Source organism: Nocardia sp. NPDC052566, from assembly GCF_044547285.1.
Lineage (GTDB): Bacteria > Actinomycetota > Actinomycetes > Mycobacteriales > Mycobacteriaceae > Nocardia.
Genome location: NZ_JBIUAF010000008.1, coordinates 205,991 through 226,586, shown reverse-complemented (window position 1 = coordinate 226,586; position 20,596 = coordinate 205,991). Strand labels below are relative to the sequence as shown.

Annotated in this window: 20 protein-coding genes; 14 read left to right on the top strand and 6 right to left on the bottom strand. The window is 66.9% G+C overall.

The features are described from left to right. The first annotated feature begins 49 nt into the window (after window positions 1–49). Together sigJ and ACIG5A_RS39305 are read left to right on the top strand one after the other, a co-directional pair. A complete protein-coding gene (sigJ, locus tag ACIG5A_RS39310; protein ID WP_397249820.1) occupies window positions 50–1,012 on the top strand; it encodes an RNA polymerase sigma factor SigJ in 963 nt (320 codons plus the stop codon). An 81-nt stretch (window positions 1,013–1,093) separates the two neighbouring features. Beyond that, window positions 1,094–2,272 carry an NAD(P)/FAD-dependent oxidoreductase gene (locus ACIG5A_RS39305; RefSeq protein WP_397249818.1) on the top strand — a complete coding sequence of 393 codons (1,179 nt, stop codon included), beginning with the start codon at window positions 1,094–1,096 and terminating at the stop codon, window positions 2,270–2,272. 57 nt (window positions 2,273–2,329) lie between these two features. Here the strand turns inward: ACIG5A_RS39305 and ACIG5A_RS39300 are convergent, their stop codons facing one another. Further along, window positions 2,330–3,190 carry an alpha/beta fold hydrolase gene (locus tag ACIG5A_RS39300; RefSeq protein ID WP_397249816.1) on the bottom strand — a complete coding sequence of 287 codons (861 nt, stop codon included), beginning with the start codon at window positions 3,188–3,190 and terminating at the stop codon, window positions 2,330–2,332. Window positions 3,191–3,269: 79 nt separating this feature from the next. Continuing rightward, window positions 3,270–3,638: a glyoxalase superfamily protein gene (locus ACIG5A_RS39295; protein ID WP_397249814.1), complete on the bottom strand. Its 369-nt coding sequence runs from the start codon at window positions 3,636–3,638 to the stop codon at window positions 3,270–3,272. A gap of 58 nt (window positions 3,639–3,696) precedes the next feature. Between ACIG5A_RS39295 and ACIG5A_RS39290 the strand changes: the two genes are divergently transcribed. After that, complete coding sequence (locus ACIG5A_RS39290) at window positions 3,697–3,897, top strand: hypothetical protein (protein WP_397249812.1); 201 nt, start codon at window positions 3,697–3,699, stop codon at window positions 3,895–3,897. 25 nt (window positions 3,898–3,922) lie between these two features. On the opposite strand, the gene ACIG5A_RS39285 is transcribed toward ACIG5A_RS39290, so the two are convergent. Next, complete coding sequence (locus ACIG5A_RS39285) at window positions 3,923–4,414, bottom strand: SixA phosphatase family protein (protein WP_397249810.1); 492 nt, start codon at window positions 4,412–4,414, stop codon at window positions 3,923–3,925. A gap of 151 nt (window positions 4,415–4,565) precedes the next feature. Here ACIG5A_RS39285 and ACIG5A_RS39280 point away from each other — a divergent pair, with 151 nt between their 5' ends. After that, complete coding sequence (locus ACIG5A_RS39280; RefSeq protein ID WP_397249808.1) at window positions 4,566–6,236, top strand: FAD-dependent oxidoreductase; 1,671 nt, start codon at window positions 4,566–4,568, stop codon at window positions 6,234–6,236. 46 nt (window positions 6,237–6,282) lie between these two features. On the opposite strand, the gene ACIG5A_RS39275 is transcribed toward ACIG5A_RS39280, so the two are convergent. Continuing rightward, window positions 6,283–7,059: an acyl-[acyl-carrier-protein] thioesterase gene (locus tag ACIG5A_RS39275; protein ID WP_397249806.1), complete on the bottom strand. Its 777-nt coding sequence runs from the start codon at window positions 7,057–7,059 to the stop codon at window positions 6,283–6,285. Between the two features lie 150 nt (window positions 7,060–7,209). On the opposite strand from ACIG5A_RS39275, the gene ACIG5A_RS39270 reads away from it, so the two are divergent. The 3 genes from ACIG5A_RS39270 (at window position 7,210) to ACIG5A_RS39260 (ending at window position 11,208) form a co-directional block, all read left to right on the top strand. Then, complete coding sequence (locus ACIG5A_RS39270; RefSeq protein ID WP_397249804.1) at window positions 7,210–8,880, top strand: serine/threonine-protein kinase; 1,671 nt, start codon at window positions 7,210–7,212, stop codon at window positions 8,878–8,880. 117 nt (window positions 8,881–8,997) lie between these two features. Continuing rightward, window positions 8,998–9,972: an NADPH:quinone oxidoreductase family protein gene (locus ACIG5A_RS39265; protein WP_397249802.1), complete on the top strand. Its 975-nt coding sequence runs from the start codon at window positions 8,998–9,000 to the stop codon at window positions 9,970–9,972. A gap of 123 nt (window positions 9,973–10,095) precedes the next feature. Continuing rightward, the gene (locus ACIG5A_RS39260; protein WP_397249800.1) at window positions 10,096–11,208 is read left to right on the top strand and encodes a winged helix DNA-binding domain-containing protein; all 1,113 of its coding nucleotides are present in this window, start codon (window positions 10,096–10,098) and stop codon (window positions 11,206–11,208) included. 167 nt (window positions 11,209–11,375) lie between these two features. On the opposite strand, the gene ACIG5A_RS39255 is transcribed toward ACIG5A_RS39260, so the two are convergent. Further along, entirely contained in the window at window positions 11,376–12,542 is a 1,167-nt protein-coding gene (locus tag ACIG5A_RS39255; RefSeq protein ID WP_397249798.1) for a low temperature requirement protein A, read from the bottom strand. Between the two features lie 140 nt (window positions 12,543–12,682). Then, window positions 12,683–13,207, bottom strand: a complete 525-nt coding sequence (locus ACIG5A_RS39250) for an Lrp/AsnC family transcriptional regulator (RefSeq protein ID WP_397250319.1) — start codon at window positions 13,205–13,207, stop codon at window positions 12,683–12,685. Between the two features lie 139 nt (window positions 13,208–13,346). Here ACIG5A_RS39250 and hppD point away from each other — a divergent pair, with 139 nt between their 5' ends. The 7 genes from hppD to tuf all read left to right on the top strand — a co-directional run bounded on the left by hppD (window position 13,347) and on the right by tuf (window position 20,507). After that, window positions 13,347–14,525, top strand: coding sequence for a 4-hydroxyphenylpyruvate dioxygenase (gene hppD / locus ACIG5A_RS39245; RefSeq protein WP_397249796.1), 1,179 nt, complete (start codon window positions 13,347–13,349; stop codon window positions 14,523–14,525). A 219-nt stretch (window positions 14,526–14,744) separates the two neighbouring features. Next, window positions 14,745–15,272, top strand: coding sequence for a DUF3558 domain-containing protein (locus ACIG5A_RS39240; protein ID WP_397249794.1), 528 nt, complete (start codon window positions 14,745–14,747; stop codon window positions 15,270–15,272). Window positions 15,273–15,284: 12 nt separating this feature from the next. Beyond that, complete coding sequence (locus tag ACIG5A_RS39235) at window positions 15,285–15,836, top strand: DUF3558 domain-containing protein (protein ID WP_397249792.1); 552 nt, start codon at window positions 15,285–15,287, stop codon at window positions 15,834–15,836. A gap of 271 nt (window positions 15,837–16,107) precedes the next feature. After that, entirely contained in the window at window positions 16,108–16,482 is a 375-nt protein-coding gene (rpsL, locus tag ACIG5A_RS39230; RefSeq protein ID WP_014353064.1) for a 30S ribosomal protein S12, read from the top strand. Window position 16,483: 1 nt separating this feature from the next. Next, complete coding sequence (gene rpsG, locus ACIG5A_RS39225; RefSeq protein ID WP_014353063.1) at window positions 16,484–16,954, top strand: 30S ribosomal protein S7; 471 nt, start codon at window positions 16,484–16,486, stop codon at window positions 16,952–16,954. Between the two features lie 145 nt (window positions 16,955–17,099). Next, on the top strand, window positions 17,100–19,202 hold the full coding sequence (gene fusA / locus ACIG5A_RS39220) for an elongation factor G (RefSeq protein ID WP_397249790.1): 2,103 nt from the start codon (window positions 17,100–17,102) through the stop codon (window positions 19,200–19,202). A 114-nt stretch (window positions 19,203–19,316) separates the two neighbouring features. Continuing rightward, window positions 19,317–20,507 (top strand): elongation factor Tu, encoded by a 1,191-nt coding sequence (tuf, locus tag ACIG5A_RS39215; RefSeq protein ID WP_397249788.1) that lies wholly within the window; start codon window positions 19,317–19,319, stop codon window positions 20,505–20,507. Window positions 20,508–20,596: the final 89 nt, after the last annotated feature.

The following is a 20,596-nucleotide window of genomic DNA, read 5'->3' as shown; positions in this document are numbered from 1 at the left end:
TTCTTCCGATTGTGCTTTCCACCCGGGCGAGTGGACTTGGCCTGGGCGGATGACCGACTATGGCGGCATGGTGGTCATGGCGTATGAGGCCGATGTGTTCGAGGGCTTCCGTGGGCGGTTGGAGGCGATCGCCTATCGGCTGCTCGGCTCGGCGGGGGATGCCGAGGACGCGGTGCAGGATGTGTATCTGCGGTGGCAGTCGGCTGATCGCGGCTATGTCGAGACACCCGAGGCCTGGCTGACGAAGGTGCTCACGAATCTGTGTCTCAATCAGCTCGGCTCGGCGCGGGTCCGGCGGGAGACGTATGTCGGGCAGTGGCTGCCCGAGCCGGTGTTCGCGGGTGACCGGATGCTCGGGCCCGCCGATACGGTCGAGCAGCGTGAGTCGGTGTCGATCGCGATGCTCACGCTGATGGAGCGGCTCTCGGCCAAGGAGCGCGTGGTGTACGTGCTGCGTGAGGCATTCGGCTACGCGCACGGCGAGATCGCGGAGCTGCTCGATATCAGCGAGCCGAACTGCCAGCAGATCTTCCGGCGGGCCAAGCAGCATCTCGCCTCCGATCGGACGCGCGTCGAGGTCGACGAGGCCGCCGCCCGCCGGATCGTCGAGGAGTTCCTGGCCGCGGCGATGAGCGGCCGGACCGAGGCGCTGGTCGAGCTGCTGACCGACGACGCCTTCAGCATCGGCGACGGCGGCATCTACATCCCGACGCTCAACAGGCCGCTGGTCGGCGCGTCGCGGGTGGCGCTGTTCGTGCGCCTCGGCATCAAGCCGACGGACGTCAAACGGGCATGGTTCGGCGGCAGCCCCGCCATGTTCGCCGCGGTCGCCAACGGCAGGCCCGCGCTCGTGCTCGTCGTCGCCGGGCGGGTCGTCGGTGTCGTCTCGTTCGAGGTGACCGCCGACGGCATCGCCGCGCTGCACGCCATGGTCAACCCCGAAAAGCTCGAGCGCGCCAACCGTCAGTGGGCGGCCTTCGAGCATGGAGAACCGCTCATCGAATCCTGGTGACCCACATCACTGTCGGCTGCTGTCAGCATTCGCGCCGCTGTCCGGTTCAGGATGCGAACCCACCAAGACAGGAGCAAGACCATGAAGCACCGCATCGTTGTCCTCGGCGCCGGATACGCCGGAGCGATCGCCGCAGGGCGCCTCGCCAAGCGGCTGCACCGGAACGACGTGGAGATCACCCTCGTCAATGCCGACCCCGAATTCGTCGAGCGGGTGCGCATGCACCAGCTCGCCAGCGGGCAGGATCTGCCCGTTCGCCCGCTGCGTGACATCTTCGCGGGAACGGATGTGCGGCTTCGGATCGCGCGGGTCAGCGCGGTCGACGCGGACCGCAAGACTGTCGACCTCATCGACGAGAACGGCGCCGAGACCCTCGGTTACGACACGCTCGTCTACGCACTCGGCAGCACCGTAGCCGACTACGGCGTCCCCGGCGTCGCGGAGCACGCCCACAACGTGGCAGGGAAGCAGGCGGCGCTGCGGCTGCGGGCCCGCTTGAGCGAATTGAGTTCCGGTGCGTCGGTTGTGATCGTCGGCGGCGGTCTGACCAGCATCGAAGCGGCCACCGAGATCGCAGAGGCCAGGCCGGACCTCCAGGTCGCGATCGCCGCGCGCGGCGGCGTCGGCGACTGGCTCGACGAGAAGGCCCAGGTCTACCTGCGTGGTGCGTTCGAGCGGTTCGGCATCACCGTGCACGAGCACGCCGATGTCACGGGTGTCACCGAGGATGGTGTGCAGACGCGCTCGGGTCAGCGGATCGCGGCGCAAATGACCGTTTGGACAGCCGGTTTCGCCGTGCATCCGATCGCGGCCGCCAGCACGCTCGAGGTGACGGATGCCGGGCAGATCGTCGTCGACGCCACCTTGCGCTCGGTCTCGCATCCCGATGTGTACGCCCTCGGCGATGCCGCGCATGCCATCGGCGTCGGCGGTAAGGCATTGCGGATGGGTTGCGCAACGGCCTCACCAATGGCGTGGCTCGGCGCCGACGCCATCGCCGCGCGCCTGACCGGCCGCGAGGTGCCCGACGCCCCCATCGGCTACCGCAAACAGTGCATCAGCCTCGGCCGCCGCGACGCCATCGTCCAGGCGGTGACAGCGGACGATCAGCCGACCGCCAAGGTGACCACCGGCCGGATGGGCGCTCGCGTCAAGGAGCTCATCTGCGGGGCGGCGGCTTGGAGTGTCTTGCACCCGACCCTGCTGGTGCCGAGCCGCCGCCGCCACCTCGTGGCCAGCGGCGCACGCGTCACCGCGTGATCGGCAAGGCAGGCACAGTGACGGACCCCGGCTGATCCGAGGTCCGTCACCACTGTCCTATTCGCCGAACTTGTCGATGAATTCGGCGATGAGGGGGGCGATGTCGGGCAGGAACTCCTCGAGCGCGAAATGGCCGGTATCGAAGACGTGCAGCGCGGCATCGGGGAGATCGCGCAGGTAGGCGTGGGCGCCCGGTTCGGGGAAGAAGATGTCGTTGCGACCCCAGATGATCAGTGCGGGCGGACGATGCTCGCGCAGCCACTGCTGCCAGACCGGGTACAGCTCGACATTGGTGTGGTAGTCCAAGCCGAGCGCGATCTGCGCATCCTGGCGTTCGGGCTTGTCGAGGAAGTACTGGTCGAGCACCCAGCCTTCGGGTGCGACGAGCTCGGAATCGGTTGTGCCGCCGAGGTATTGGCCCTGGGTCACGGGCAGCGCGAGGATCTGGCGTACGCCGTCCTCGGCGCCGGGCACGCCCGGCTTGTTGGCGATCGCCTGCTGTGCGAGCTCCGACAGTCCTTCGGTGTAGGCGTTGGCGTTCTGAATCACCAGTCCCGCAATGCGTTCCGGCTTGCGCGTGGCCACCCGGAAGCCGACCGGCCCACCGAAATCGAAGACATACATGAAGAATCGGTCCAGCCCGAGCGCCTCGACGAACCCGTCGAGCACATCGGCGAGCGCATCGAAGGAGTACGTGAAGTCCGCGGGCGCCTCCGTATGCCCGAAGCCGGGATAGTCGGGCGCGATCACCCGGTAGCGGGTGCCGAGCGCGTCGATCAGCCGCCGGTACTGATGCGACGCGGACGGAAAGCCGTGCAGGAGTAGCAGTGTCGGCGCGCCCTGCGGCCCTGCCGTGCGGTAGAAGACACGCACGCCGTCGATGTCGACGAATTTGTGCGAGACACGGGCAATATTCACGGGACCACCTAAACGAGAGAAACGTCGATCAGCACGGAGCTTCGCAGACCTGTTTCTTCGCTCGGTGATCGGCCCTCATTCAGTTGTATTTCGGCAGTTGCTGAATTGCCCACCGGTTGCCGTCGGGATCGGCGAAGAAGGTGAACAGACCCCAGCCCATATCCTTCACCGGCGTCGCCTCCACTCCGGCCGCCACGAGCGCCCGGTAGGCCGCTTCGGCGTCGGCGACGACCATCTGCATGCCCTCGACGCTGCCTGGCACCGCATCGGTGATGCCATCGCCGATGCAGATGGAACAGCCGGATCCGGGCGGGGTGAGCTGGACGAAACGGAGGTTCTCGTTCACCCGGTGATCGTGATCGGCGTTGAATCCGATCCCGGTGTAGAAGGCTTTCGCGCGGTCGACATCGGTCACCGGGATGGCGACCAGTTCGATTTTCCAATCCATCGGTCGAGCATCCCACTGTGTCCGGGCATGCGCGCCTGATTCGTCTTACCCTGGGGGCATGCCTGGTAAGGACTTGAACCGGATCAAGGCGCAATCCGCCTTGGCGACGGTGAAGGAAAATCCGGTGATCGCCGCCATCGCGGCCGCACCGTTCGTTGCCGCGCTCGTCGCGGTGTGGCTGCTGGTCGGCGGGTTCGCCGCCTTCCTGCTGCTCGTCGTGTACGGCATCGTCGCGGTGGTTGTCGTCAAGCGCCGCTGACGCCGACGGCGCCACCCGGACGGCGCTACCGAGGGATGTGGAACCGCACCAACTCCCCGGTGCCCGGATCGATATCGGCCCACGGCCGGTCGAATTCGAGCACCGCGAGCGCCGACGTGGGGAACTTGCGGCTGAGCTCGACGGCCTGCGCCGAGTCCCGGTTGCCCGCCAGTTCCCATGCGGTCCACGGCATCCCGGGTGCGTGGCCGACCACGAGCAGCGTCGATACGTCGTCGTCGCTGAGCTGGACCAGCTCGATCAGCGCGCTCGGTGACGCCTCGTAGATCGAGGATTCGTAGACCACCGGCGCGGAAATCGCGGTGGCGGCCAGCGTCTGCCTGGTGCGGGTCGCGGTGGAGCAGCGCACCGCGTCGATCGGCGGCTGCGTCTCCCGCAGCCACTGCCCGGCCAGTCCGGCCTCGCGCTGACCGCGCGGCGCCAGCGGGCGCTCGTGATCGCCGACGCCGTCGGGATAGGCCGACTTGCCGTGCCGCATGAGGATCAAGGTCCGCACCATGGGACATACGTTAAGGCCTGCCGAATCGGTTGCCTCGGCCACACTCGAGGCAAACTGAAAGCGGCGTCACAACCCGGACGCCCCGCAACCAGCCCCGCGGGAACCCCTGGGTCGCTACAGCCCACGTACCCTTTTCGAGGATCTGCACAATATGGCCTACGTAATCACGCAGCGTTGTTGCAACGATGCCAGCTGCGTCACCGAGTGCCCGGTCGATTGCATCCGTCCCACCCCGGACCAGCCGGAGTTCGCGACGACCGAGATGCTCTACATCGACCCCGACACCTGTATCGACTGCGGGGCCTGCGTCGACGCGTGCCCGGTCGAGGCCATCTTCTCCGAGGACGACCTGACCGCATCGCTCGCGAGATTCCGCGATATCAACGCGGCCTACTTCCAGCGGCATCCGCTGGAATCGAACTTCGATCCGATCATCACGCCTGCCCGGCCGCCGAAGGAGCTCGGCACGCTGCGGGTCGCGATCGTCGGCGCGGGACCGGCGGCCTGCTACGCGGCCGATGAGCTGCTGCGCCGCTGCGATGTCGAGGTGGAGATGTTCGATCGGCTGCCGACGCCGTGGGGGCTGGTGCGTGCGGGCGTCGCGCCGGATCACCCGGGCACCAAGACGGTCTCCAGCCTGTTCGAATCGGCGTTCCGCAGGGAGACGCTGCAGTACTACCTCAATGTCGAGGTGGGCAAGCACATCTCGCACGAGGAGCTGCTCGCGCATCACCACGCGGTGCTCTACGCGGTCGGCGCGTCCACCGACCGGCGCCTCGGCGTGCCTGGCGAGGATCTGCCGGGCAGCCATTCGGCCACCGAGTTCGTCGCCTGGTACAACGGCCATCCCGATTACGCGGACCGCCAGTTCGATCTGTCCGGTGAACGCGCGGTGATCGTCGGCAACGGCAATGTCGCGCTCGACGTGGCCAGGGTGCTGACCGTGCGCCCGGACGAACTCGCCAAGACCGATATCGCCGACCACGCCCTGGATGCGCTGCGCCGCAGCAACATTCGCGAGGTGGTCGTGCTCGGCAGGCGCGGCCCGCTGCAGGCGGCCTACACCTCGCCGGAGTTCCTGGCGCTGACCCACCTGAAGGGCGTCGACATCATCGTCGACGAGGCCGAGCTGGCACTCGATCCGGCGAGCCAGGAGCTGCTCGACGATCCGGATGTCGAGCCGTCGCTGCAGCTCAAGTACACCCTCGCCAAGGAGTACGCGGCGGGCAAGCGCGATCCGGCCAACAAGCGGATCATCTTCCGCTACCTGGCCTCGCCGACGGCGCTACTCGGTGACGGCAAGGTCGAGGCGATCGAATTCGCGCACAACGAATTGGCCGACGAGAACGGCCAATTGGTGGCGCGCCCGACCGACCGCACCGATCGCCTCGACGCCTCGCTGGTGCTCAGGTCGATCGGCTACCGCGGCGAACCGGTCGCGGATCTGCCCTTCGACGAGCGGCGCGGCGTCGTCCCCAACGAACACGGTCGCGTGCTCGGCGCGGACGGCACGCCGCTGCCCGGCGTGTACGTCAGCGGCTGGATCAAGCGCGGCCCGCGCGGGGTGATCGGCACCAACCGTATCGATTCCGAGGAGACCGTCGAGCAGCTCATCGCCGACTTCGGCACCGGCAAACTGGCCGCGCCGCTCGGCGATCGGGCCGCGCTGAAAACGCTGCTCGGCCAGCGCCAGGCGGATCTGGTCGACCGCGAGGGCTGGAAGGCGATCGATCAGGCGGAGAAGGCGGCGGGCAAGCCCGCGGGCAGGCCGCGGGTCAAGTTCACCACCCGCGAAGACCTGCTGAAGGCCGCGCGGGGTTGACGCGAAGCGCTGGGCCCAGGTGACGCGACCTGGGTTCCGGCGCCGGTCAGTTCGTCGGCAGCGGCATGATCCGCACGACCGTCGTCGTGGTGCCGCCGACCACGAACCACAGCCGCAGCACCGGATGCCCGGTCACGTCGCCCGGCTCGTACCGGCTGCGCACGGTGACGTGCTGGCGCGCGTACACCGGCGCAACGTACTCGATGACCGCGCGGTGCGGACCGCCGAGCAGCTTCGGATATTCGACGAGGAACTGTTCCACCGCCTGCCAGTAACAGGCGTTGTTGACGTGGTTGTACTGGTCGATATCGGTGGCGCGCACCGGGAACGGCAGATCGGTATCGGATTCCGGCGGTGCGGGATCGGTGAGGTAGGCCCGCCAGCGCAGCCGGTGCTCCTGGGTGGTCTGCGCCAGGTAGGCCAGGCCCTCGTCGCTGATCCTGGCCGGCCGGTTGTTGGACTCGCTGATATTGATCCAGAAGCCCTCGGTCTCGATCAATCCGCCGTTGCCGCTGGTGATTCGCACCCGCATATTCGTCCAGCGGGTCGACATGCTCGAGCACCAGCGCAGCAACCGCACCTCGTCGGGCCACATGATCGGCCGGATGACATCGATGACGGTGCGCCGGACGATCCAGCTCGGATCGCTGCGGTGCAGGAAGGTCTGATGCAGTTGCTCCCAGGCGATGTCCTGCAGGTAGCGGGCGATGGCGTCGAACCGCAACCGGTTGTACGGATCCACATCGCCAGCCCGGATGGGCCACGCCGAAGCAAAGCCCGTGCCCTCCTGGGGAAGCGGGGCGAGTGGCTGATCGAGTGACACTGGTGCTCCTCGCGCTGCACGGTAGTGCTGCGTTTCTTCATGCGGTGCTGTTGTGACACGACTTTACGGGGCGTGGGTCACACACTCGCGTCGAGTCACCTGTACCCGGCGGCATGTCTCAACGGCGACATTTTCGCGTAGCCTGAGCGCGTGGGCACAGGATCTAGGGAGGGGTCCCGTTTCGGGCAGTACGAACTGCGCAGACTGCTCGGCGTCGGCGGGATGGGGGAGGTCTACGAGGCCTATGACACGAGCAAGGGGCGCACCGTAGCGCTGAAGCTGCTCGATCTCGAGCTGGCACGGGACCCGGTATACGTCGAGCGGTTTCGGCGTGAGTCGTTCGCGGCGGCGAGATTGCAAGAGCCGCATGTCATTCCGGTGCACGACTGGGGCGATATCGACGGCGTCCTCTATATCGATATGCGCCTGGTGCAGGGCCACGATCTCAAGGAGCGGTTGCAGGAGCAGGGGCCGCTGCCGCCCGCGCTCGCGGTGACGATCGTCGAGCAGATGGCCGCCGCGCTGGATGCCGCGCACGAGGCCGGGCTGGTGCACCGGGATGTCAAGCCTGCCAACATCTTGCTGACCAAGGGGCCGTTCGCCTACCTGGTCGACTTCGGTATCGCGCACTCCGAATCGGATGTGCAGCTGACCGTCACCGGCAGCGCGGTCGGCTCGTTCGCCTATATGGCGCCGGAGCGTTTCGAGAACGTCGCCGCGACCGGCGCCGTCGACATCTACTCGCTGAGCTGCGTGCTCTACGAATGCCTGACCGGCAGGGTGCCGTTCCCCGCCAACAGTTTTCTGGTGGCGATCCGGTCGCATCAGATGGCGCCGCCGCCGCGGCCGAGCGCGGTATCGCCCGCGCTCGCCGGTTTCGATCAGGTGATCGCCCGCGGCATGGCGAAGGACCCGCGGCAACGTCACCGCACCGCGGGCGAACTCGCCTACGCCGCGCGCGCGGCGCTGGCCCATGTCCCGCAGGCGGGCGCCCGGATGGCACCGGTGGGCAGGCCCGCGCCGGAAACGGCGGTCACGCCGGTGGCCGAGATCTCGGCGCCGCAGCGCCACCCGCAGCAACTTCCGCAGGCCGGTCGGCCGCCGCAAACCCAGCACCTGTCGCAGCCGCATCAGCTCTCGCAGCCGCAACAGCTGCCGCCGACCCGATTCGAACCGCTGCACACCCATCCCTCGGCGCCGCTGCCCATCCCGCCGCCGCTGCCGCAGGGCGGCGGCGGACGCCGTGGTGGTGGCATGGCGCCGCTGCTGACCGGCGCGCTCGGCGCGGCGGTGGTGCTGCTGGCCGGCGCGATCATCGCGTGGCTGCTGCTGTCCGGTAGGGACGGCGGCACGACTACCACCTCGACCGGGCCAACCACCGCGCCTTCGGCGGGGAGTACAGCGCCGACGTCGACGCCGGATACGTCGACCGGCGGCACACCGCCGACGACACCGGTGACCACGCCGCAGCCCGTCACCACGCCGCCGCTGGTCGGCACGGTCGCAGGCAGCGACGGCCAGGGCTTCACCGCAGGACCGCGGTGCAACTCCACCAATCCCGCGGTGACCATCGGCCGGACCGGGCGCTCCCGCTTCGTGGTGTGCCAGACCGGCGTCGGCCGGTTCTACTACAAGGGGCTGGCGGTCAGCAACGGCAACGGGATCGAGCTCGACGATCCGGTGCCGACGGGCAACGGCGGATTCACCGCGACCAATCCGAAAGACGGCACGGAGTACCGGATCTCGTCGCGCGCCCTGATAATCGTGCAGGGCGGCGCCGTCGTCTCCAACGAGCCGATGCTCGAGTTCGCGTACCGCTGACCGGGATCGGCCCGATTCGTGACTCGCAGCTGTTGAGCACGGCGCGTGCGCGCGGATAGGTTGATCCAGGTGTCGTCGGCGATGACGGCGCTGTCGAGAGGACAGAGAGGTCGGCATATGCGCGCAGCTCAGGTCAGCAAGCTGGAGGGGCCGGAGTCGGTCGAGATCGTCGACATTCCGGAACCGGACGCCTACCCCGGCGGCGTGGTCATCGATGTGCACGCGGCGGGCGTCGCCTTCCCCGATGTGCTGATGACCCGCGGGCTGTACCAGATGAAGCCGCAGCTGCCGTTCGTCGTCGGCGGCGAGATCGCCGGCGTGGTGCGCTCGGCGCCTGCGGACGCGCACGTGCGGCCCGGCGATCGGGTGGTCGCGCTGACGCTGCTCGGTAACGCCATGGCCGAGGTGGCGGTGGCGCCCGCGCAGATGGTGTTCAAGCTGCCGGACAATGTCTCGCTGGAGGCGGGCGCCGGTGTGCTGTTCAACGACCTCACCGTGCACTTCTGCCTGCGCAATCGCGGCAGGCTCGCCGACGGCGAAACCGTGCTCGTGCACGGCGCCGCGGGCGGTATCGGCACCTCCACGCTGCGGATGGCGGCGGCGCTCGGCGCGGGCCGGGTGATCGCGGTGGTGAGCACCGAGGCGAAGGCCGAGGTGGCGCGCGCCAACGGCGCCACCGATGTGGTGCGCACCGACGGCTGGCTGGACGCGGTCAAGGAACTCACCGGCGGTCGCGGCGTGGATATCGTGCTCGATCCCGTCGGTGGCGACCGGTTCACCGACAGCATCCGTTCGCTGGCGTCGGCGGGCAGGCTGCTCGTGGTCGGCTTCACCGCGGGGGAGATTCCCACGGTCAAGGTGAATCGCCTGTTGCTCAAGAACGTCGAGGTCACCGGCGCGGCCTGGGGCGAATGGGTGATGACCCATCCCGGTTACCTGACCGAGCAGTGGGCCGAGGTGGAACCGCTGCTCGCCTCCGGCAAGATCGCCCCGCCGGATCCGGTGCTGTACCCACTCGAGAAGGCCGCCGAGGCGGTGGCATCGCTGGAAAACCGCACGGCCACCGGCAAAGTCGTCGTGACGCTCCGCTGAGTTGACGGGAGCCGCGCATGAATCAGCGCGCCGCGCACGGTTTATCGCCGGAATTCGTGCGCGGCGGCGCGGTCGGTGCGCGGGACATCGGAATGTGGGCTATGCCGGTACGGTGATGGAATCATGAAGCTCTCCAATCGGGTGCTGAATCGGACCCTGCTCGACCGCCAGCACTTGCTGGAGCGTTCGTCGCTGACCGCGCACGAGATGTGTGATCACCTCGTCGGCTTGCAGGCGCAGGACTCGCCACCGCCGTTCATTGCCTTGTGGAGCCGCACAGTCGATTTCGATCCCGCGGTGGTCTCGGCGGGTCTGGAGGATCGCTCGCTGGTCCGAATCACCCTGATGCGCGGCACGATTCACCTGGTTACCCCGCCGGATGCGCTGCGGATCGCTCCGCACATCCAACCGGAGCTCGAAAAGGTGCCCTTTCGAAAGGGTTTCAACTACGGCGCGATGGTCGGGCTCGATCCCGACGAGGTGCGCGAGCGCGGCGAGGCGGCGCTGGGCGACGAGCCGATGTCGGCGGCGGACCTGCGTGCGGTAGCCGCTGCCTTGTATCCGGACCGCGACGCCGGTGCGGTACTACAGACCTGGCTGTATCAGCTGCCGGTGTTGCAGACCCCGCCGCGCGGTAAGTGGAAGGACAACAGCAGGCCGATCTGGTCGCGGGTCGAGCCGTGGCTCGGCGCACCGCTCGATCCGTCGTATCCGCTGGCGGAGTTGATCGTTCGCTACCTGCGCGCGTTCGGCCCGGCGAGCACCATGGATATGCAGACCTGGTCCAAGCTGACCGGCATCAAGCACGCGGTGGCCGAACTCGGCGACCGGCTGCGCACCTACACCGACGAACGCGGCCGCACCCTCTACGACCTCGCCGACGGCGAGCTGGCCGATCCGGAGCGTCCGGCCCCGGTGCGGATGCTCGGCTGGTACGACAATGCCGTGCTCTCCCACCAGGATCGGACCAGGATCGTGCCGGAACCGGTGGGCCAGCCGCTGCGCCGGTTCGCCGCCGCGGTGTCCCCGATCCTGGTCGACGGCTACGTGGCCGGGTTGTACAAACTCTTCCCGGAGAAGGGCGTCGCCCGCCTGCGCATCAGTCCGCTGCGCCCGTGGACCGCGGCGGAACGCGCCGAGGTCGACGCGGAAGCGCATGCGCTGCTGGCTTTCCTGGAGGTCGACCTGAAACCCAGCGTCGAAATCCTCGACGTGGACGCCGATCTCCGCCCGTAACGCGGTGGCCGTCGGCTGATCTCGGCCGCCGGATGACCGCCCTCGCTCCTAGCGCTCCGGCTCGTTTGCCGAGCGCAGTCGTATGGCCCTGCGACACGCCGTAATCGAGGGCCATACGACTGCGCTCGACGGATCTCGATTACCTCAGAGGCTATCTGGACGCGGCACTAGGCAATGCGCGGAGTGCGGCGGCGAATCCGGAACTCGGGCACCGCGTGCCCCTTGCTCAGCAGCCAGTGCTCATAGAGGTTCAGCGCCACCAGAATCGCGGTGGTCAGCGCCACGACCACGATGGCGGGCAACCAGGTGGCAACGGCCGCGACCGCGATGAGCGCCGTCGTGCTGACCACCCGGGTCATCGAAGGCGCGCCGACGGTGCGCCATCGAGTGAAGATGAACGTGCCGACGAACAGCGCGGCGCCACCGGGCGCCAAGGTCGCGGCGACACCGTGCGCGGTGTGCCCCGGATCGGCGACCGTATGCCCGAGCCCGACGGCCACCGCAACCAGTGCGGCCACCAGCACCAAATGCCCGTAGCTCAACACATCTCGCACGATCAGGCCGGGCGAGGGCAGCGTCGCGAGCGCGTGCTCGATCACCTTCGAGCTGAAATTGAAGTAGATCCACCACAATCCGGCCCCGACGGCGAATGCCAGTACCAGCGCGAGCACCACCTCGGGGGTGAGCCCCGCCGCCGACGCCTGTGCGCCCGCGTCGACCACCGACTCGCCCAGCGCGATGATGATGAACAGCCCGAAGCGCTCCGACAGATGCGATACCCCGATCTTCCTGTCGCGCACCGCCCTTCCGTACATCAGCGGCGCACCGAGCTGCACGACGATCGCGGCGGCCCACACCCAGATCCTGGGCTGCGCGGGCAGCGGCGCGCTCAGCAGGATCACCGTCGAGGTGACCATGCTGACGCTCATCGGGTTGATCGACGTCTCGAAGGCGTGCGTGCGGATCACCGCGACAAGCAGGATGATCCGCAACACAAAATGCGCTGCCGCGAAAATCATTGCCGCGCCACGTGGTTCGTCCAGTGCCGCGGGCGCGGCCACCGCCATCAAGAAGATGCACAGCCCGGCGCCGAACAGCACGAGCCGCTGCGCGTTCGTCTCCTCGACGGTGTTCACCAGCACGGTCACCCCGACCCAGCCCCACCACAGCGGGGCGAGCAGCACGAGCGCCTCGCCCAGCGTCGCGAGGGAGGTGTGGTGGCCGAGCACCTGGGCGGTCTGGGTGACCGCGAAGACCAGCACCAGATCGAAGAAGAGCTCGGCCCAGGTGGCGCGGGCATGGGGGCTTGGTTCGACGGTCGTCTTATGGTTCAACTTGCTGACGCTCACTCACAACAGATCTCGATAACAGCGGCACACGAACGACCGCCTGGCCGCCGCAACGGCGCGAACCAGGCGGAGATTCCCGTATCCGCCGAGAGCGTAGCGGTGCGCCGCCCGCCCGCTCGACTCGATCAGCCCTCGCGGACCTCGCGGTATGCCGGGGCTTTGCTGGTTCCGGTCGGCGCGAGCGTGCGCAGCAGCGGCAGCGTGCGATGCGAGATCACCGTGGACAGCACGATCACGCTGTGTGAGCGCACCACCGAGTTGGTCCGGTCGATGCTCAACAGCACCGCCTGCAGCCCGGCGTGCGAGTCGGCGCCGATCCGGCACAGCACATCGCCCGATCCGGTGGTCGCGTACGCCTCCAGCACGCCTGGGATGGCGTCGAGTTCGGCCGCGACGAGATCGAGCGCGCCCTGCGCGATCTCCAGCGTGACAAACGCCTGCACGTCGAAACCCGCTGCGGTGACATCGATGTGCGGATCGTAGGAGGCGATCACCCCCGATTCCTCCATCCGGCCGATCCGTGACTGCACGGTGGCCCTGGCGACTCTGGTCCGGCGCGACAGCTCGAGAATCCCCGCCTTCTGGAACTCGTGCATGGCGGTGAGGATGGCGAGGTCGAGTTCGTCGAGTTTCGCCGGTGTGCGCGGCATTGCGTCCTCCTGTGTGGTCCAGCTCATATCTATTCAAATTGTCCAGCATTACCGACCACTTGCTAGCCCAATTCGCCACAGTGCCTACTCAAAAATCGCGCTGTTGCCTACTGTGGCCGGGCGGCGATTACCTTGGTGCATGACGATCGAGCAACTGCCGACCCAGGGTGAACTGCGCAAACTGGTCGGGCTGGTGGACCACGACGAGAGCGCCGATCCGTTTCCGGTCATCGGCTGGGACGCGCTGGTCTGGGTAGTCGGCAACGCGACACAGACGGCACACTTCCTCGAATCCGCCTTCGGCATGCGGCTGGAGGCCTACGCCGGTCCGGAGACCGGCAACCGCGACCACAAGTCGTACGTATTGCGCAGCGGCGGCGCGCGTTTCGTCATCAAGGGGGCGGTGGATCCGCAGAGCCCGCTGGTGCCCCACCACGTCAAGCACGGCGACGGCGTCGTCGATATCGCGCTCGAGGTGCCCGATGTCGACCGCTGCATCGAGTGGGCCCGCGAGCACGGCGCCACCGTCCTGGTCGAGCCGCACGACGAGACCGACGAATTCGGCACCGTCCGCTCGGCCGCGATCGCCACCTACGGCGAGACCAGGCACACCCTGGTCGACCGCTCCCGCTACGACGGCCCGTACCTGCCCGGCTATGTCACCCGCCGCGCCGGCTATCAGCCGCGCGAGGGCGCGCCGGTCCGGCTGTTCCAGGCGATCGACCACGTGGTGGGCAATGTCGAGCTCGGCCAGATGGACGAGTGGGTCGACTTCTACCGCCGGGTCATGGGCTTCACCAATATGGCGGAATTCGTCGGCGACGATATCGCCACCGAATACTCCGCGCTGATGAGCAAAGTCGTGGCGAACGGCAATCATCGGGTGAAGTTCCCGCTCAACGAGCCCGCCGTCGGCAAGAAGCGCTCGCAGATCGACGAGTACCTCGAGTTCTATCAGGGGCCTGGCGTCCAGCACATCGCGCTGGCCACCAGCGACATCCTCGGCTGTGTCGACGCGCTGCGCGCCGAGGGCATCGAATTCCTCGACGCGCCGGACAGCTACTACGACGATCCGGAACTGCGCGCCCGCATCGGCAAGGTGCGCGTCCCGGTCGAGGAGCTCAAGAAGCGGGCCATCCTGGTCGACCGCGACGAGGACGGCTATCTGCTGCAGATCTTCACCAAGCCGCTCGTCGACCGGCCGACCGTCTTCTTCGAACTGATCGAGCGGCACGGCTCGCTCGGTTTCGGCAAGGGCAACTTCAAGGCGCTGTTCGAAGCCATCGAGCGCGAGCAGGAGGCGCGCGGCAACCTCTGAATCCGACTGATCGTTGGCCTGGCAACGCTGCTCTGGTCGTGGCCGTCGCGACTTCCACGGAGCGAGTTTTGCGAGCGACGTTCGCGGCCCGTCTCGCGTCCGAGTGGCCGAAGCGCATGCGCCGAAGGCGCGAGTCTCGGCCGCTCGGACGCGAGACACCAGGGGGCCGCGAACAGCGACGCCGGAGGCGGCGCCATCCAGCACAGTAGAGTTCGTTGCATGCGGATCCCGTCGGCCATCGTCACCGGAATGGCCTTGGCATTGATGCTGTCGGCGTGTGGGTCCGGTGGTGATTCCGATTCGACGAGTGCCCCGCTGCGCCCGCCGCCGAAGGTCGCCTCGCTCGGCCCTTTCGTCGGCGAGTGCGGCCATGTGAAAGACGACGAGGTGCGCGACCTGGCCGGGCTGCCGCAGGTGTCGCAGGTGTTCAAGAACTCGACCGGGTGCAACTGGCAGTCGGCGGGTTTCGGTTCGGCCAGCGTCACTTTCGCCTCCTACCGGGGTAGCCCGATCGCGCGCGAGAAGGCATGGGTGTCCACCCAGGGCCGCAACCCGCAGGACATCGAGGTCGGTGGCCGCAAGGGGTTCCAGGCGCTGGAGCCGAACGGTCAGGTCTGCGACCTGGCCGTGCAACTCGACGACGATTTCTTCGAATGGTCGATGACCTTCGGAGTATTCGGTTCCACCGGCAACCCGTGTGACCGGATGCGCAAGCTCGCCGAGCTGACCGTGCAGCGGCTCGGGTAGGGGGAGGACAGCATGAATCGTCGTCGCAACGCCAAGGTGCTCGCCGCGGTCGCGCTGCTCGCCTGCGCCGCCTCGGTGTCCGGCTGCGGGCGCACCGTCAGCGGCACCGCCCAGCCCGCGGGCGCGAGCGCCTCGGTCAACACCAAATTCGACAAGCTGCTGCGCGAATGCGAAGCCGTCTCCATGGACAAGATCGGTGAGGCGGTGTCCAAGGGCGCCTTCGCCATGCCGTCGTTCTACGGAGCGGTCTGCATGTGGGATGTGCAGGGCGCCGCGGGCGGCGATGCCATGGTCACGCTGAACTGGTACGAGATCGGTTCGCTGAACAACGAGAAGACCACCAACGACAAGCTCGGCTACACCACCACGCCGGTCACCGTGCAGGGCAGCCGCGCGCTGCAGACCCAGCGCCCCAACGACCCCGACTCCTGCGGGGTCAGCGCCAGCGCGCCGGACAGCGGTATCGTCGGATGGTGGATCAACTACCGCGCGGGCTCCAGTCATCCTGATCCGTGCGCGGGCGCGAAGAAGCTCGTCGAGCTCACGTTGAATCTGGCCAGGTAGATGGGCGTCCGACCCACCCCGCTTTGACCCCCCGTCGGGACCGCGGGTATCGTGGATCGCTGTGCCCGGAAGCATGCGGGCAAGTTCGTGAGCAAACGTAGGCCAGCGAAAGCGGCCGAGCCTTTCCGGCATGCCCGGAATTCGGACCCTGTTTCGCGCACGACACGCCCGACCTCGGGACGCGAGAAACGTGGACGGACGTGCGAGCTAACGCTCGATTACAAAGACATGAAGTTCCAGACACCGCGTTACTAATAAGGAAAGCCGGTCTATGCCAACCATCAACCAGCTGGTCCGCAAGGGTCGCCGCGACAAGGTCGCCAAGACCAAGACTGCGGCCCTGAAGGGGAGCCCGCAGCGCCGTGGCGTGTGCACCCGCGTGTACACCACGACCCCGAAGAAGCCGAACTCCGCGCTGCGTAAGGTCGCGCGCGTTCGCCTGACCAGCGCGGTCGAGGTCACGGCTTACATCCCGGGTGAGGGCCACAACCTGCAGGAGCACTCGATGGTGCTCGTTCGCGGCGGTCGTGTGAAGGACCTCCCCGGTGTCCGCTACAAGATCATCCGTGGCTCGCTCGACACCCAGGGTGTGAAGAACCGCAAGCAGGCCCGCAGCCGTTACGGCGCCAAGAAGGAGAAGAGCTGATATGCCACGCAAGGGCCCCGCACCCAAGCGTCCGCTGATCAACGATCCGGTCTACGGTTCGCCGCTGGTTACTCAGCTGGTCAACAAGATCCTGCTGGACGGCAAGAAGTCCACCGCCGAGCGCATCGTCTACGGCGCGCTGGAGCAGGCGCGCGAGAAGACCGGCACCGATCCGGTCGTCACCCTCAAGCGCGCGCTGGACAACGTCAAGCCTTCTCTCGAGGTCAAGCCCCGCCGTGTCGGTGGCGCCACCTACCAGGTGCCGGTCGAGGTCCGTCCGGGCCGCGCCAACACCCTCGCGCTGCGCTGGCTGGTCAACTTCTCCCGCGCGCGTCGTGAGAAGACGATGGTCGAGCGTCTCGCCAACGAGCTGCTCGACGCGAGCAACGGCCTCGGCGCTTCGGTGAAGCGTCGCGAGGACACCCACAAGATGGCCGAGTCGAACCGGGCCTTCGCGCACTACCGCTGGTGATAGCCGTCCGGCCCGTCGCTTGTGTCGGCGCCGGTAGGCACACAGTCGGTGTGGCACTCAGGTGCCACTTCCGGCGTTGACATAGTGATGACCCGACAGGGTCTTACCCGAAGATCCCAACTAGCTACGAGCGGGGAAGATTTCCGTGGCACAGGACGTGCTCACCGACCTGAACAAGGTCCGCAATATCGGCATCATGGCCCACATCGATGCCGGTAAGACCACCACTACCGAACGCATCCTCTTCTACACCGGTATCACGTACAAGATCGGTGAGGTCCACGACGGCGCGGCCACCATGGACTGGATGGCCCAGGAGCAGGAGCGGGGTATCACCATTACCTCCGCCGCCACCACCTGCTACTGGAACGACAACCAGATCAACATCATCGACACCCCCGGGCACGTCGACTTCACCGTCGAGGTGGAGCGTTCGCTGCGCGTGCTCGATGGTGCCGTCGCCGTGTTCGACGGCAAAGAGGGTGTCGAGCCGCAGTCGGAGCAGGTGTGGCGTCAGGCCGACAAGTACGACGTGCCGCGGATCTGCTTCGTCAACAAGATGGACAAGCTGGGTGCGGACTTCTACTTCACCGTGCAGACCATCAAGGACCGCCTCGGTGCCAAGCCGCTGGTCATCCAGCTGCCGATCGGCGCGGAGGACACCTTCGAGGGCATCGTCGACCTGGTCGAGATGAACGCGAAGGTCTGGCGCGGTGAGACCAAGCTGGGTGAGAACTACGAGGTCGTCGAGATCCCGGCCGATCTGAAGGATCGCGCCGAGCAGTACCGCCAGGAACTGCTGGAGACCGTCGCCGAGTCGGACGAATCGCTGCTGGAGAAGTTCTTCGGCGGCGAGGAGCTCTCGATCGAGGAGATCAAGGGCGCCATCCGCAAGATGACCGTCAACTCCGAGCTCTACCCGGTGCTGTGCGGTTCGGCGTTCAAGAACAAGGGCGTGCAGCCCATGCTCGACGCCGTCATCGACTACCTGCCGACCCCGCTGGACGACGGTGGCACCGATGGTCACGTTCCGAACAAGGAAGACGAGATCATCCACCGCAAGGCGAGCGTCGACGAGCCCTTCGCGGCTCTGGCGTTCAAGGTTGCGACGCACCCGTTCTTCGGCAAGCTGACCTACGTCCGGGTGTACTCGGGCAAGGTCGACTCCGGCGCCCAGGTCATCAACTCGACCAAGGGCAAGAAGGAGCGTCTGGGCAAGCTGTTCCAGATGCACTCCAACAAGGAGAACCCGGTCGCCGAGGCCCAGGCCGGCCACATCTACGCGGTCATCGGCCTGAAGGACACCACCACCGGTGACACCCTGTGCGATCCGCAGAACCAGATCGTCCTGGAGTCCATGACCTTCCCGGACCCGGTCATCGAGGTCGCGATCGAGCCGAAGACCAAGGCCGACCAGGAGAAGCTGGGCACCGCGATCCAGAAGTTCGCGGAGGAGGACCCCACCTTCAACGTGAAGCTGGACCAGGAGACCGGCCAGACCGTCATCGGCGGCATGGGCGAGCTCCAGCTCGACATCTACGTCGACCGGATGAAGCGCGAATTCAAGGTCGAGGCCAACATCGGCAAGCCGCAGGTGGCCTACCGCGAGACGATCACCAAGCCGGTCGAGAAGCTCGAGTTCACGCACAAGAAGCAGACCGGTGGCTCGGGCCAGTTCGCGAAGGTCATCATCGCTGTCGAGCCCTTCAAGGGCGAGGACGGCGCGACCTACGAGTTCGAGAACAAGGTCACCGGTGGCCGCGTTCCGCGTGAGTACATCCCTTCGGTGGACGCCGGTGCGCAGGACGCCATGCAGTACGGTGTGCTCGCCGGTTACCCGCTGGTCAACCTGAAGGTGATCCTGCTCGACGGCGCTTACCACGACGTCGACTCCTCGGAGATGGCGTTCAAGATCGCCGGTTCGCAGGCACTGAAGGAAGCGGCCCGCAAGGCCGGTCCGGTGATTCTCGAGCCGCTGATGGCGGTCGAGGTCACCACGCCCGAGGAGTACATGGGCGATGTGATCGGCGACCTGAACTCCCGCCGTGGCCAGATTCAGGCCATGGAGGAACGCAGTGGTGCCCGTGTCGTCAAGGCGCTGGTTCCGCTCTCTGAGATGTTCGGTTACATCGGCGATCTGCGGTCGAAGACCCAGGGCCGGGCGAACTTCTCGATGGTGTTCGACTCGTACGCGGAGGTTCCGGCCAACGTGTCGAAGGAGATCATCGCCAAGGCGACCGGCGAGTAATACCGATCGGGGGCAGGTGACACACTTGCCCCCATCAGCCGGGCGTCAGTACGACCCCATAAATAAACCGCACTGCTGCAACTGCACGCACCAACAAGTCCAGGAGGACACCAAGTGGCGAAGGCGAAGTTCGAGCGGACGAAGCCGCACGTCAACATCGGCACCATCGGTCACGTCGACCACGGCAAGACCACGCTGACCGCAGCGATCACCAAGGTGCTGGCTGACAAGTACCCGGATCTGAACGCCGCGTTCGCGTTCGATCAGATCGACAAGGCGCCGGAAGAGAAGGCTCGTGGTATCACGATCAACATCTCCCACGTCGAGTACCAGACGGAGAAGCGCCACTACGCGCACGTCGACGCCCCGGGTCACGCCGACTACATCAAGAACATGATCACCGGTGCGGCGCAGATGGACGGCGCCATCCTCGTGGTCGCGGCCACCGACGGCCCGATGCCGCAGACCCGCGAGCACGTGCTGCTCGCCCGTCAGGTCGGCGTGCCCTACATCCTGGTCGCGCTGAACAAGTCGGACATGGTCGACGACGAGGAAATCCTCGAGCTCGTCGAGATGGAGGTCCGTGAACTGCTGGCTTCCCAGGAGTTCGACGAGGATGCGCCGGTCGTGCGCGTCTCCGGTCTGAAGGCGCTCGAGGGCGACCCGAAGTGGACCCAGTCGGTGCTGGACCTGATGGCCGCCGTCGACGAGTCCATCCCGGAGCCGGTCCGTGAGACCGACAAGCCGTTCCTGATGCCGGTCGAGGACGTCTTCACGATCACCGGTCGTGGCACCGTCGTCACCGGTCGTATCGAGCGCGGCATCATCAACGTGAACGAGGAAGTCGAGATCGTCGGCATTCGCCCGACCTCGACCAAGACCACGGTCACCGGTATCGAGATGTTCCGCAAGCTGCTCGACAACGGCCAGGCGGGCGACAACGTCGGCCTGCTGGTCCGTGGCATCAAGCGCGAGGACGTGGAGCGCGGCCAGGTCGTCATCAAGCCGGGCACCACCACCCCGCACACCGAGTTCGAGGGCCAGGCGTACATCCTGTCGAAGGACGAGGGCGGCCGCCACACCCCGTTCTTCAACAACTACCGTCCGCAGTTCTACTTCCGTACGACTGACGTGACGGGCGTTGTGACCCTGCCCGAGGGCACCGAGATGGTCATGCCCGGTGACAACACCGAGATGTCCGTCAAGCTGATCCAGCCGGTCGCCATGGACGAGGGTCTGCGCTTCGCGATCCGCGAGGGTGGCCGCACCGTCGGCGCCGGTCGCGTCACGAAGATCATCAAGTGATTTCCTGAATCACTGACACCGAACGGCGTCGCCCCGAAAGGGTCGGCGCCGTTCGGCGTTTCAGGGTCGCGTCTATGACTCCTCTGACA